Below are 13,155 nucleotides of genomic sequence, written 5' to 3'. Positions count from 1 at the left end.
ATGACGACCACCACGTTTTCCCACGCCCCATCCCCGCGCGCTACCGCGCTCGGCCGCTTCTTCACGAATCCTGCGGCCCTGGCCGGACTCGCACTGCTCGCGATCGTCACCTGCGCGGCGTTGAGCGCGCCCTGGCTGTTTCCGGATGATCCGCTCGACATGGTCGGTGCCCCGCTGGCCTGGCCCGGTCAGGACCCGGCCTTTCCGTTGGGCACGGACACCATGGGGCGCGATGTCGCCGCCGGCCTGGCGCACGGGGCGCGCGTGTCATTGCTGGTGGGCCTTGCCGCCGCGGCGCTGTCGTTGGGTATCGGGGTGATCGTCGGCGCCGCGGCTGGCTACTACGGCGGCTGGGCGGACCGCCTGCTGGTGCGGCTCACGGAGCTTTTCCAGACCATTCCCTCCTTCTTGCTGGTGATCGTGCTCGTGGCGATCGCCCAACCCTCGGTGCCCGTGATCGCGCTGGCGATCGGCGTATCGTCCTGGCCCGTGGTGGCCCGGCTCGTGCGCGCGGAGTTCCGGTCGCTGGTCCATGCCGAATTCGTGCAGGCGGCGCGCGCGCAAGGCTATGGACACGCGCGCATCGTGCTGGCGGAGATCCTGCCCAATGCCCTGCCGCCCATCATCGTGACCACCTCCGTGCTGGTCGCCAACGCCATCCTGATGGAATCGGCGCTGTCTTTCATGAGCCTGGGCGATCCCAACGTCGTGTCGTGGGGCAGCATGATCGGCGACGCGCGAGACATGTTGCGCACCGCCTGGTATCTGGCCGCGCTGCCCGGCCTGTCCATCGTCGCCACCGTGCTCGCGCTCAATCTGCTGGGCGATGCCGCGAACGATGCCTTCAACCCCCGTCTGGCCCGCTGATGCCGCGCGCCAGGAGTGACAATCCCATGCCGACGCAGTCTTCTTCCCATGCCGCTTCCGGCCCGCCCCTGCTTGCCGTGCGCGATCTGCAGGTCCGTTTTGCCGTGCCGGGCGGCGTGCATCACGCCGTGCGCGGCCTGGATCTGGACCTGGCCGCGGGCCGCACGCTGGCGATCGTCGGCGAGTCCGGATGCGGCAAGTCCACGACCGCGCTCGCGCTCATGCGCTTGCTGGCGCCCGGCGCCTCGGTGACGGGCTCGGTGCGCCTGGACGGCGCGGAGCTCACCACCCTGCCCGAGACGGCGTTCCGACAGCTGCGCGGGCGCGATATCGCGATGATCTTCCAGGAGCCCATGACCTCGCTGAATCCGGTGCACACCATCGGTCGGCAGGTCGCCGAGACCATCCGCTGTCACGAAGACCTGCCGCGCGCCACGCTGGACGCACGGGTGCTGGAACTGCTGGAACGGGTGCGCATTCCGCGCGCCTCGCAGCGGCTGCACGACTACCCCCACCAGTTGTCTGGCGGGCAGCGGCAGCGGGTGATGATCGCCATGGCAATCGCATGCCGGCCGCGCCTGCTGGTGGCCGACGAGCCGACGACCGCGCTGGACGTCACCGTGCAGGCGCAGATCCTCTCGCTCCTGGACACCCTGCGCGAAGAGCTGGGCATGGGGCTGTTGCTGATCACGCACGATCTTGGCGTGGTGCGCGAGCGCGCCAACGAGGTCATCGTGATGCATGACGGCATCGCTGTGGAGCGCGCCCCGGTCGAGCGCCTGTACGCCGCCCCGGCGCACGCCTATACGCGCGGGCTCCTCGCCGCGTCCTTGCATGCGGACGCGCCGGCGCGCGAGTCCGCCGCCCACGCGCACGCGCGCCTGCCCGAGATTCGCGTGCAGCGCGACGCCAACGGGGTCGCAAGCCGCTTCGAGGTGGTGCGTCCCGAGCCCGCGCTCGCCGCGCGGGCGACGCCGGCGGGCGCCGCGCCCCTGCTCAGTGTCCGCGATCTGGAGACGCGCTACGCCGGCCGCGGCGGCCCCGTGACCGCGGTCGACGGCGTGGCGCTGGACATCTGGCCTGGCGAAACGCTGGGCCTGGTGGGCGAATCCGGCTGCGGCAAGTCCACGCTCTCGCGCACGCTCTTGCGGCTCACGCCGGCGCATGCCGGTTCTGCCGTATTCGACGGCACCGATCTCCTGCGCCTGTCAGAACGGGCGCTCAAGCCCTGGCGCCGCCAGGTGCAGATGGTGTTCCAGGATCCGTACGCCTCGCTCAATCCGCGTCACACCGTGGGCGCCATCCTGGGCGCCGTACAGCAATCGCATGGGGTGCGAGACCGCCACGAGCGCGCGGTCCGGACCGAACAGATACTGCGGCAGGTAGGATTGCCGGCGGACGCGGCGCGCCGCTACCCCAATCAGTTCTCGGGCGGGCAGCGCCAGCGCATCGGCATCGCCCGCGCCCTGATCGCCCGGCCTCGCCTGCTGGTGCTCGATGAGCCGGTTTCCGCGCTCGACGTGTCGGTGCAGGCGCAGATCCTCAATCTGCTGTCGGATCTCAAGGCCGAGCTGGGCCTGAGCTACCTCTTCATCTCGCACGATCTGGCCGTGGTCCGCTACTTCTGCGACCGGGTGCTGGTCATGCAGGCCGGACGCATCGTGGACCAGGGCACGCCCCGCGCGCTGTGGCACGCGCCGGGGCATCCGTATACGCGCCAATTGCTGGCCGCCATGCCAGCTTGACCGCCAGGGCCGACTCGGCGCCCTGGCGGCTGACCCGTCTTATTTCAGTGCGACGCCGGTGCCCGCCAGCACCCGGCGATACGTGACGATATCCTCGGACACGGTGCGGTCCACGTCCTGCGGCGGCGTGGCGGCGAGCGTGAAACCCAGGTTCTCCAGCAGGCTGGCGGTGGCAGGCTCGCGCAACACCGCCACCACGTCGCGATTGATGCGGTCGATCACGGCCTTGGGCGTGCCCGCGGGTGCGGATAGCCCCTGCCAGCTTTCGACCTCGTAGTCCTTCAACCCCGCCTCTTGCAGGGTCGGCACATCCGGCAAGGCCTTGGAGCGATAGCTCGTCGTTACCGCCAGCGCCACGAGCTTGCCGCTGCGCACGTTCTCGGTCGCGGCGGCCAGCGTGATCAGCATCGCGTCGACATGCCCGCCCAGCACGTCGAGCGAGGCCGGCCCGCCGCCCGGATACGGGATCTGGTTGGTCTTGGCGCCGATGCGCTCGTTCAGCAGTTCCACCGCGAGATGCTGCAGGCTGCCTGTTCCCCCCGGCAGCGCCAGCGTGATCTCGCCGGGCCGGCGCCGCACGAGCTCGGCGAACTCCTGAAACGTCTTTACGCCCAGGCCCGGACGCACGACCAGCAGTTGCGGGTTCGTCACCGCCTTGGTCACGCCCACGAGGTCGCGCTCGGGATCATAGGCCCGCGTACTCTGCAGGGCATTGAGCGACAAGGCGTCGCCGCTCAACAGCAAGGTGTAGCCATCCGGCTTGGCATGCGCCACCGCGGCATTGCCGATGGCGCTGCTCGCGCCTGGCTGGTTTTCGACGACCACGCTTTGCTGCCATTTTTCACCCAGGCGCTGGGCCACCGTGCGCGCCAGTTTGTCGGCGCTGCCGCCGGCCGCGACGGGAACGATGATTTTCACCGGACGATTGGGGTAACGCGACGCGTCTTCAACGGCCACCGGCGCGGCGCCGGACCCCGACCAGAGCGCGAGTCCGGCGGCAAGGGCGAACACGGCGCCCAGGCCGCTTTTGAGTAGGGTCTTGCGGTTCATGCGGACACTCCTGCTTCAAGCCAATTCAAGTTCAGTCACGCCGCGTCCGGCGGCGCTATCGTTCGAGGGCGGCGCGGACGTGTCGTCGTACGCGCCGAAGCGCCCGCCCGCCACCGCGACGGACTCGCGGCCGTCGACCCCGACCGGCGGTTCCCCCGCGAGCGTGATGCGATACAGCACGCGTTCGCGGTCGAGATACGCAAAGTCGCCGGGCCCCTGATGGGCGGTGGCGCGGTTGTCCCAGAACGCGATACTGCCGGGGGCCCAGCGAAAGCGCGCGACGTACTCGGGCCGCGTGATGGCTTCAAAAAACAGCGCGAGCAAATGCCGGGACTCGTCCTCGGCCAGGCCGAGGATGCGCCGCGTGAAACCCGGGTTCACGAACAAGGCGCGTTCGCCGGTCTCCGGCAGCACGCGCACCACGGGATGGTCCGCCACCCGCGGCTCGGCGCGCACGCGCTGGGCATACACGGTCTCGTTTTCGAAATCGCCGTTGTAGCCGCCGAACTGGTGGCGCGCCCACAGCCCGTCGGCCAGCGCCTGCAGCGCGGGAGACAGATGCTGGTATGCCGCCACCAGGTTCGTGAAGAGCGTGTCCCCGCCATAGGGAGGCACCTGGTCGCCCGCGCGCAGGATCGAGGCCGACGGCGGGTTCACCACGCCGGTCACGTCGGTATGCCAGCGCTCGCCGCGGCGGCCGGTGGTCGAGGCCGAAGAGATCGTGCGGATCTGGGGATAGCCTTCTGGCGGATTCGCGTCGTAGGGATGCGCGCTGGTCGCCTGCCCGAAGTGGCGCGCAAAGGCGAGGTGTTGCGCGTGGTCGATATGCTGGTCGCGAAAGAACACGACCTTCCAGCGATCGAGCGCCGCGCGGATCGCGGCCACAAGGGCCGGCGTCAGCGGTTCGCGCAAATCCACGCCGTGAATTTCCGCTCCGGTGAAAACGGATAACGGCCGGATATCCAGGTCCGCGATGGCCGGAGGGGCGCTGCGTGCCGCCGTATTGTCTTGCCTGCTCATTCTGCACCTCAATGGCGAGTTGTCGTGCAGGCAGGATAGGATCGCGCAATGCGCGCTAAGAAATACCGATTCGCAATGAGTTCATGAACCCGCGCGCGTAACCCGCGCCAAGGCAGCAGACATGCGGCACAGCGCCGCATAGTCGAAAAACGGATATGGATATCAGGGACGTTCGCCCTGCCTGCAACCGCTGGCGCGGTTGCAGGCGTCATCGACTTGCGGGGTGAAGTCCTTACGCCGCCACGCGCCGCGAAACGGCGGCTGCGAACTCGCGCGTGGTGGCTGAACCCTTGAGGTCTCCGGTGCGCACGTTATCGACGTTGAGCGTGGTGTCGATGCCGGTACGCAGCCGTTCGGCCAAATCACCCAGGCCCACGTGATCGAGCATCATGGCGGACGCCAACATCAGCGAAATGGGGTTGGCGATGCCTTTGCCGGCAATGTCCGGGGCCGAGCCATGCACCGCTTCGAAGATCGCCGCATCCGTCCCGAAGTTCGATCCCGGCGCCATGCCCAATCCGCCAACCAGCCCGGCAAGCTGGTCGGACAGAATGTCCCCGAACAGGTTGGTGCACAGGAGCATGTCGAAACGCCACGGGTTGAGCACCAACTGCATGGCGCACGCGTCGACGATCATATCGTCCATCTCCACGCGCCCCTCGTAGTCCTTGGCGACTTCGCGGGCCGCTTCCAGAAAGATGCCCGTGAGCAACTTCAACACGTTGGCCTTGTGCACGACCGTGATTTTCTTGCGGCCGTGCTTGAGCGCGTACTCGAACGCGAAGCGGGCGATGCGCTTGCTGCCTTCGCGGGTGTTCACGCCGGTGGATACCGCGACCGCCTTGGGATCCGAGCCGACGGCGATGTAGTGTTCGTGCGCGACATAGAAGCCGCTCAGGTTTTCCCGGACCAATACCAGGTCAATGTTCTCGAAGCGCCCAGGCACCAGCGTGCGCACCGGGCGGACATTGGCGAAGAGCTGGAATTCTTCGCGCAGGCGAACGTTGGCGGACCGGAACCCTCCCCCCACCGGCGTGGTCAGCGGCCCCTTGAGCGCGAGCTTTCGTTCCCGGATGCTGTCGAGCGTTGCATCGGGAAGCGGGTCGCCCGTCGCGGCGACGCCAGCCATCCCGGCTTGTTGGACGTCCCACTCGAATGGGGCGCCCAAGGCATCGAGGACCTGTACGGTGGCCTCGACCACTTCGGGTCCTATGCCGTCGCCGGGGATCAATGTGGCGGGGATACTGGATCGATTCATTGTGCGCTCCTGTCTGCGATGGTTTGGGATCGAGGCCGCCCTCTTGGGCGAGTCCGGCCGCTTCGATGGACTACGCCCCGGAACCCGACGCCCGGTAGTTGTTCGAATACCTTGCTGGAATACCTTGCTCGAATACCTTGCTCGAATACCTTGAAGTCCCGCTGTTGACGATGGCAGCCACCTTCTCGGCATGGCGTTTCAGTCTGACGGCCTTCGGCAGCATCTCAGCCAAGGCCGCGCAGTGGAAATGAAAGAGTAGCCGATTGATGGGCCTGGCCAGCTACCCACGCTGGATCAGCCCCTGCAGCGACGCCCTCACCTCGCGCACGGCCGGCCCCCGCTCGCCGGGCGCTGCCTGGCGAAACAGGCGCATGGACGGATACACGGCGAGTCGGCGCGGCCGCGCAGCCAGCGCCAGTCCGGCGCGAAGGGCAGCAGCACCCATGCGGGGCAGCCAAGCGCGCCGGCCGCCCGCGCCCAGGGGGGGCGCCCGGCCAAATCGCCGGAATAGGCGGCAAATTTCCCCTTTTTCTCTTGATTGACGGCGTCGTAGACAAGTTACTAATTGACCCGGATTCACCCCCCACATCACCCGTCATTCCAGAAGCTTTAGCGCGCCCCTCTCGTGCAGGCGCGCTTTGGGGCCCGCGCTCGCCGCCGGCATACTGCCCGTGCACCCAGGAATGCCGCCATCGCCCCTGGAGAGCCCCGTTTTGAATCACACTTACCGGCTGGTATGGAATCGCAAGCTGCGCGTCTGGCAAGCGGCATCGGAATTGGCGGCGCAAGCGCGCGGCGGACGCTCGTCGTCGGGCGGGCGGGTCAGCGCGCGCGCGCCGCGCTATGCCTTGAATGTGGCGCTGGCCATGGGGCTATCCAGCTTGAGCGCCGCGGTCCAGGCCACCTGTTCGCTGGTCGGCAGCAACGCCGTGTGCACCGGCGCCGCCAATCCGCTGTTTCCCGGCTACGCACTGGCTATCGACGGCACCGTCACGGTGCAGCAAGGCGCGACGGTAGGCGTTATACCGGGCGCAGGCGGCACGGCGATGAATCTGACCGGCAGCACCGTCACGCTGACCAACTCGGGCTGGATCGACCCGACCATCCTGGGCCCCTCTTCGGTCGTGGCGGCCGGGGTGGCCATCGGCAACGGTTCGGTCAACACCCTCAGCATCGTCAACACCGCGACGGGCACGATTGGCGGGGTCGTGGGCGGGGAACCCAGCCTGCCGGACCTGTCCAGCATGGCCATCGCCGTGCACAACGGCGCGGGCGGCACGACCCGCCTGAGCAACGCAGGCTTGATCCGTAGCAGCCCGCGCACGGGATTGATCGTGGCCGGCGCGGACATGCCGGTGATCGCCGCCTACGGCGGCGGCCAGGTGATGTTCGAGAACCTGTCCTCAGGAACCATCATCGGCCGCATCGCGCTGGAAGAGGTGGGCACGCCCGGCCTGGGCCACAGCTTCGCCAATGCTGGCTTGATCCTTGGAGGGGTCTCGCTCGGCCAGGGTGGCAACAACACCTTCACCGCTGTGTCTGGTTCGTCGGTGTTGCGCGCGTCGGGCAATGCGACTGCCGACCTGCCCGTGAGCACGGAGCCGGGGCTGAACTTCGCGCCGCCCGGAACGGTCGATGGCGGTGCGGGGGCAAACAACACCCTGGTGCTGCAATCGGTGCTGCCGTCTGCCGGCACGGGCAGTGGCACACCGGGCGCCGCGACAACGATTTCCGGCGACCAGTACATCAACTTCGACAATCTGGTGGTGAACAGCGGCACCTGGGACCTGACCGGGTCCACGCTGGCGGACAGCGCCGTCACCTTCAACAGCGGCGTGGCCAACATCGCCAACAACAACGTGCTGGGCAGCGCGCAGATCACGGCAAATGGCGGCACCATCACGGGCCCGGCCAGCGGCCTGCTCCTGGACAACGATTTCGTGCTTGGCGCCGGCGGCCTGACCCTGGCGGGCAATAACGACATCCTGCTGGACGGCACGATATCGGGCACGGGCGGCTTGACCATCGCGGGGCCGGCCGTGGTCGTCATGAACGGCGCCAACACGTACGCCGGCCTGACCACCATCCAGTCCGGCTCGGCGCTGGATACCGGCACGCAAAGCGTGCTGGGCGACGTCCTCAACAATGGCTACCTGATGTTCCGGCAAGACACGAACGGCACGTATGCCGGCGACATCTCCGGCACCGGCAGCTTGGGCAAAGCGGGGACCGGTACGGTAACGCTGACCGGTACGAACGCTGCCGGCGGCTTGGTCTCCATCACGGCGGGCACGCTGGCGATCGGCGCCGGGGGCAGCTTGAGCGCCCCGGCGGTCTCTCTGTCCATGGGCAGCACCCTGGACCTGTCCGCCGCAGGCAACCAGACCTTGGGCGCGCTGCAGGACAATGGCGCCGTCCAGCTTGGCGCCAGCACGCTGACCTTGGACAGCAACGCCAGCTACAACTTCTCGGGGACCATCTCCGGCGCAGGTTCGCTGATCAAAACGGGCGCGGGCACGCAGACGCTGTCGGGCGCCAACACCTTTGGCGGCAGCGTGGCGGTCAGCGGCGGCACCCTGGCGCTGGGCGTGGGAGGCAGCTTGCTTCCCACGGCCGGCGTCACGGTGAACGCGGGCGGGACGCTCGATCTGTCCGCCGGGGGGAACCGGGGCCTGGGATTGCTCTCGGGCGCGGGTACGGTCGCGCTGGGCGCCAATACGCTGACCCTGCAAACGGGCAACTTCGCGGGCACGCTCTCGGGCACAGGCGGCCTGGACAAAGCCGGGCCCGGTTCGCTGACCCTGTCGGGCACCAACACCTACACCGGCCTGACCCGGGTGCTGACGGGCGGCACCCTGATCGCGAATGGCACGATCGCCGGCAGCGTCGCGGTGCAGGCCAACAGCACGCTGGGCGGCGCGGGCCGCATCAACCAAAACGTCACGCTGACCAGCGGCGTGCTGCGAGCCACGCAAGGCCAGACGCTGACCATCGGCGGCAACCTTCTGATGGATAGCGCCAGCCGCGTCAACGTCAGCCTGGGCGCGGCCTCGAACGGCGCGCTCGTGCAGGTGGACGGCGACCTCGGCCTGAACGGCACGCTGAACGTCGCCGACCAGGGCGGCTTTGGCGCGGGCGTGTACCGGCTGTTCGACTATGCCGGCGCGCTGACCGGCAACACCATGAGCGTCGGCGCCACGCCCAGCGGCATCGACGCGAGCGACCTGCGCCTTCAGACCGCGGTGGGCGGGCAGGTCAACCTGCTGTCGACCGCCGGCGCGACGCTGAGCTTCTGGGACGGCGCCAACGCGGCGCAGCGCGACAACGGCCTGATCGATGGCGGCACGGGCGCATGGCGCGCCGATGGCTTGAACTGGACGGATGGCGATGGCGCGCTCAACGGCCGGTTCCAGCCCAACCCGACCTTTGCGGTGTTTCAGGGCGCTGGAGGCACGGTGACGGTGGACGACACCGCGGGCGCCATCGGCGTGACGGGCATGCAGATCGCCACCGACGGCTATCGCATCGAGGGCGACGCGATCGCGCTGCAGGGCGCGGGCGGCGAAAGCATCATCCGCGTGGGCACGGGCATGGCCGCGAGCGCCGGCATGCGCGCCACCATCGCCTCCAGCCTGAGCGGCGCCAGCACGCTGGTGAAGTCGGACTTCGGAACGCTGGTGCTGGCGGGCAACAACACCTATACCGGCGGCACCGAAGTCCGCCAGGGCACGCTGTCCGTGTCCGCCGACGCCAACCTGGGGGCGACGGCAGGCGCCGTCACGCTCAACGGCGGGACGCTGGCCACGACCGCCAGCTTCGACAGCGCGCGCGCGGTGTCGCTGCTGCAGGACGGCGTCATCGATGTCGACGCGGGCACCACGCTGGGCCTGCAAGGCAACATCAGCGGCGCGGCCGACCTGCAAAAGCAAGGCGCCGGCACGCTGAGGCTGTCCGGCGCCAACACCTACGGCAACACGCGCGTAGAGGCCGGCACGCTGGCGGGCAACGCCAGCGCCATCCGGGGCAATCTGCTGAACAATGGCACGGTCGTATTCGAAGAGGCCGCCGGCGCGGCTTATGCCGGTCAATTGACGGGCACGGGCAGCCTGGTAAAGACCGGCGCGGGCCAACTGCAATTGCTGGGCGACAGCCAGGCATTCGCCGGCCAGACCCAGGTGCAGGCGGGCACGCTGCGCGTGGCCGACGCGCTGGGCGGCTCGGCCAGCGTCACAGGCGGACGCCTGCAAGTCGATGGCCTCCTGCGCGGCAATGTGGCCGCCAGCGGTACCGGCGTCATCGCGGGCGCGGGCACCATCACGGGCAACGCCGCGCTGACCGGCGGCGTGCTGGAAGGCGCACAAGGGCAGATGCTGACCATTGCAGGCGACTTGTCCCTGACCAGCGCCAGCCAGGTCAATGTCGCACTGGGCAGCGCGCCGAGCGGCAGCCTCTTCAGTGTGGGCGGCGATCTCACCCTGGCCGGCACCCTCAACGTCGCCGACCAGGGCGGCTTTGGCGCGGGCGTCTATCGCCTGTTTGACTATGCCGGCAGCTTGACCAACAACAACCTGGTCATCGGCAGCGCGCCGGCGGGCGCGGACGTCGACGCACTCACCGTGCAGACTTCCGTTGCCGGCCAGGTCAATCTGGCCTCGACCTCCGGCGCCGCACTGGGCTTCTGGGACGGCGGCAACGCCGCGCTTCATGACAACGCCGCCGTCGACGGAGGCGGGGGCACATGGCGCGCCGACAACCTCAACTGGACCAGCGTGGACGGCACGCTCAATGGCGTGTTCAAGCCGAACCCGACCTACGCCGTGTTCCAGGGGCAAGCCGGCACCGTCACGGTCGATGACGCCGCGGGCGCCATCCGCGTGAGCGGCATACAGCTCGCCGCCGATGGCTACCGCATCCAGGGCGATTCGATCTCGCTGCAAGGCGCGGGCGGCATAAGCGTCATCCGCGTGGGGACGGGATCGGTCGCGGATGCGGGCATGACCGGCACCATCGCGTCGTCGCTCACGGGCCACAGCACGCTGTCCAAATTCGACTTCGGCACGCTCGTGCTGTCGGGGGACAACACCTACATCGGCGGCACCGACATCCGCCAGGGCACGCTGTCCGTGTCGCGCGACGCCAACCTGGGCGCTGCCTCGGGCAGCCTGATGCTGAGCGGCGGCGTACTGGCCACGACGGCCAGTTTCGACACCGCACGCGCCGTCAAGGTCAATGCCGCCAGCGGCCTCGCGGTAAGCGCCGGCAGCACCCTGGGCCTGGGCGGGGCCGTCACCGGCAATGGCGAACTGACCAAGTCGGGCGCGGGCACCTTGCGCGTCTTTGGCAACGGCAGCGCGTACACCGGCAACCTGCTGGTCGAGGCTGGCACACTGGACATCGCGTCGGCCGCCACGCTGGGGGGCTCCCTGGCGGTGTCCAGCGGCGCGCAACTGCAAGGCGCGGGCCAGGTCGGGTCCACCACCCTGCGCAGCGGCGCCATCCTGGCCCCGGGCAGCCTGGGCGGCGTCCTGACGGTGGCGGGCGACCTGACCCTGCTGCCGGGCTCCACCTACCAGGTGGCGGCGGATCCCGCATCGTCGGCCAGCGCGCGGGTGGCTGTCACGGGCGCCGCCAACCTGGCCGGCTCCGTCGTTCATATCGGCCCCGAGGGCGGCTTCGACAGCACGCGGCAATACACGATCCTGACGGCGGGCGCCATCAACGGCCAGTTCGACACCGTGTCGTCCAACTACGCCTACCTGAATCCCACGCTGCAATACGCCGCGCAAAACGTCACGCTGCAACTGGAGCGCAAGCAGGCGCCGGTCAATCCCGTCGACCCCGCCACGCCGCCACGCCCGATCGCCTTCGCCGATGCGGCGCAAAGCAGCAATCAACGCGCCGTGGCCAATGCGCTCGACAGCCTGCCCGCCGGCAACCCCTTGCATGAGTATGTCCTGACCCTGCCCGAAGGCGCGCCGCCCGCGGTCTTCAACAGCCTCTCCGGCGAGGCGCACGCCAGCGTGGCGTCCAGCCTGATGGGGGCCAGCGCCGCGACGCGCGCGCTGCCGCTGTCGCACCTGCGCGCCAACCTGAACGCCGGCATGCGTGCGGGCGCGCCCACGGCACAGGCCGGCGGCACCTTCCCCGCCTCCGCCCTGCCCTCATCCAACGCGCAGCCTGCCTGGGCCGAAGTGGTGGGCAATTGGCAAACGCTGCAAGGCGATGCCAACACGGCGCAGGTCCGCCAGCATACGGGCGGCGTCTTTGCGGGCGCCGATCATGCCGTGGGCAACGGCTGGCGCCTGGGCGGCGCGCTGGGCTACACCGACAGCAGGATCACCGTCGATGGCCGCGCATCGCAATCCGACGTGTCCGGCTACAGCGCCAGCGTGTACGGCGGAAAGTCCTTCGCGGCTGGCGCGGGCAAGCTCAACCTGCTGGCGGGCGCAGCCTACACCTGGCACGACGTCAGCACCGAACGCCATGCCTCCGTGTCCGGCGTCCAGCAGAAGCTGACCGCCGATTACGGCGCCAGCACGGCTCAGCTCTTCACCGAACTGGGTTATGCGATGCCGCTGTCCGACCGCGCCAGCATCGAACCGTTCGCCGGCATTGCGTGGAGCGATTTGCGCACGCGCAGCTTCTCGGAATCCGGCGGATCGGCGGCGCTGCACGGCCAAAGCAGCAGCGACAAGCAGACCACGTCCACGCTGGGCCTGCGCGCGCAGACCGCCTTCATGCTGGGCCGCGCCGAAGGCCGCTTGCACGGCACGCTGGGCTGGCGCCATGCCTTCGGCGACGTGGCGCCTCAGTCCACGCTGGCGTTCGACGGCGGCCAGGCCTTCACCGTGTCCGGCACGCCCATCGCGCGCAACGCGGCGCTGGCCGAGCTGGGCGCCGAAGTGGCCATGTCCGCCAACGCCACGCTGGGCCTCTTCTACAGCGGGCAATATGGCGGCGGCAATCGGGAGCACTCGGGGTCGTTGAACGTGCGGTGGCGGTACTAGGCGGGAGCGCGACGGGAGGCGGGGGACAGTGGAACTGCCCTCGCCCGAGAGCTGGACGCCAATCCACTCTTCCGGGGGCAATGTGGTCTGCTGCGCTTGGGCTTCCTGGACAGAGTCGGTGTGGGTGGTGGTGCGATCGAGCTTGCCACCGGCATTGAAGTTCAGCGCCATGCGGAACTTCGCCTCTCCAGACTTCATTTATTGAAAC

At 68.9% G+C, this 13,155-nt stretch carries 6 protein-coding genes; 3 read left to right on the top strand and 3 right to left on the bottom strand.

Annotated elements, in window-relative coordinates; translation table 11 throughout:
* Together ACZ50Q_RS08265 and ACZ50Q_RS08260 are read left to right on the top strand one after the other, a co-directional pair.
* Positions 1-867, top strand: coding sequence for an ABC transporter permease (locus tag ACZ50Q_RS08265; RefSeq protein ID WP_464081144.1), 867 nt, complete (start codon positions 1-3; stop codon positions 865-867).
* A 26-nt stretch (positions 868-893) separates the two neighbouring features.
* Complete coding sequence (locus tag ACZ50Q_RS08260) at positions 894-2,612, top strand: ABC transporter ATP-binding protein (RefSeq protein ID WP_464081143.1); 1,719 nt, start codon at positions 894-896, stop codon at positions 2,610-2,612.
* Between the two features lie 39 nt (positions 2,613-2,651).
* Here ACZ50Q_RS08260 and ACZ50Q_RS08255 read toward each other — a convergent pair whose 3' ends face one another.
* The 3 genes from ACZ50Q_RS08255 to ACZ50Q_RS08245 all read right to left on the bottom strand — a co-directional run bounded on the left by ACZ50Q_RS08255 (position 2,652) and on the right by ACZ50Q_RS08245 (position 5,940).
* Complete coding sequence (locus ACZ50Q_RS08255; protein WP_092582713.1) at positions 2,652-3,662, bottom strand: Bug family tripartite tricarboxylate transporter substrate binding protein; 1,011 nt, start codon at positions 3,660-3,662, stop codon at positions 2,652-2,654.
* 15 nt (positions 3,663-3,677) lie between these two features.
* Positions 3,678-4,682, bottom strand: a complete 1,005-nt coding sequence (locus ACZ50Q_RS08250) for a TauD/TfdA dioxygenase family protein (protein WP_464081142.1) — start codon at positions 4,680-4,682, stop codon at positions 3,678-3,680.
* 232 nt (positions 4,683-4,914) lie between these two features.
* Positions 4,915-5,940: an isocitrate/isopropylmalate dehydrogenase family protein gene (locus ACZ50Q_RS08245; RefSeq protein ID WP_464081141.1), complete on the bottom strand. Its 1,026-nt coding sequence runs from the start codon at positions 5,938-5,940 to the stop codon at positions 4,915-4,917.
* Positions 5,941-6,653: 713 nt separating this feature from the next.
* Here ACZ50Q_RS08245 and ACZ50Q_RS08240 point away from each other — a divergent pair.
* Complete coding sequence (locus tag ACZ50Q_RS08240; protein ID WP_464081140.1) at positions 6,654-12,947, top strand: autotransporter domain-containing protein; 6,294 nt, start codon at positions 6,654-6,656, stop codon at positions 12,945-12,947.
* Positions 12,948-13,155 lie beyond the last annotated feature (208 nt).

This window comes from Achromobacter sp. T5-5 (assembly GCF_055397965.1).
This window is presented reverse-complemented; position numbering and strand designations above follow the sequence as displayed.

What these genes read in the sequence shown, in the direction of transcription:
- ACZ50Q_RS08265 (WP_464081144.1), top strand. Translation starts at nt 1, where the DNA reads ATGACGACCACCACGTTTTCCCACGCCCCATCCCCGCGCGCTACCGCG.
- ACZ50Q_RS08260 (WP_464081143.1), top strand. Translation starts at nt 894, where the DNA reads ATGCCGACGCAGTCTTCTTCCCATGCCGCTTCCGGCCCGCCCCTGCTT.
- ACZ50Q_RS08255 (WP_092582713.1), bottom strand. Translation starts at nt 3,662, where the DNA reads ATGAACCGCAAGACCCTACTCAAAAGCGGCCTGGGCGCCGTGTTCGCC.
- ACZ50Q_RS08250 (WP_464081142.1), bottom strand. Translation starts at nt 4,682, where the DNA reads ATGAGCAGGCAAGACAATACGGCGGCACGCAGCGCCCCTCCGGCCATC.
- ACZ50Q_RS08245 (WP_464081141.1), bottom strand. Translation starts at nt 5,940, where the DNA reads ATGAATCGATCCAGTATCCCCGCCACATTGATCCCCGGCGACGGCATA.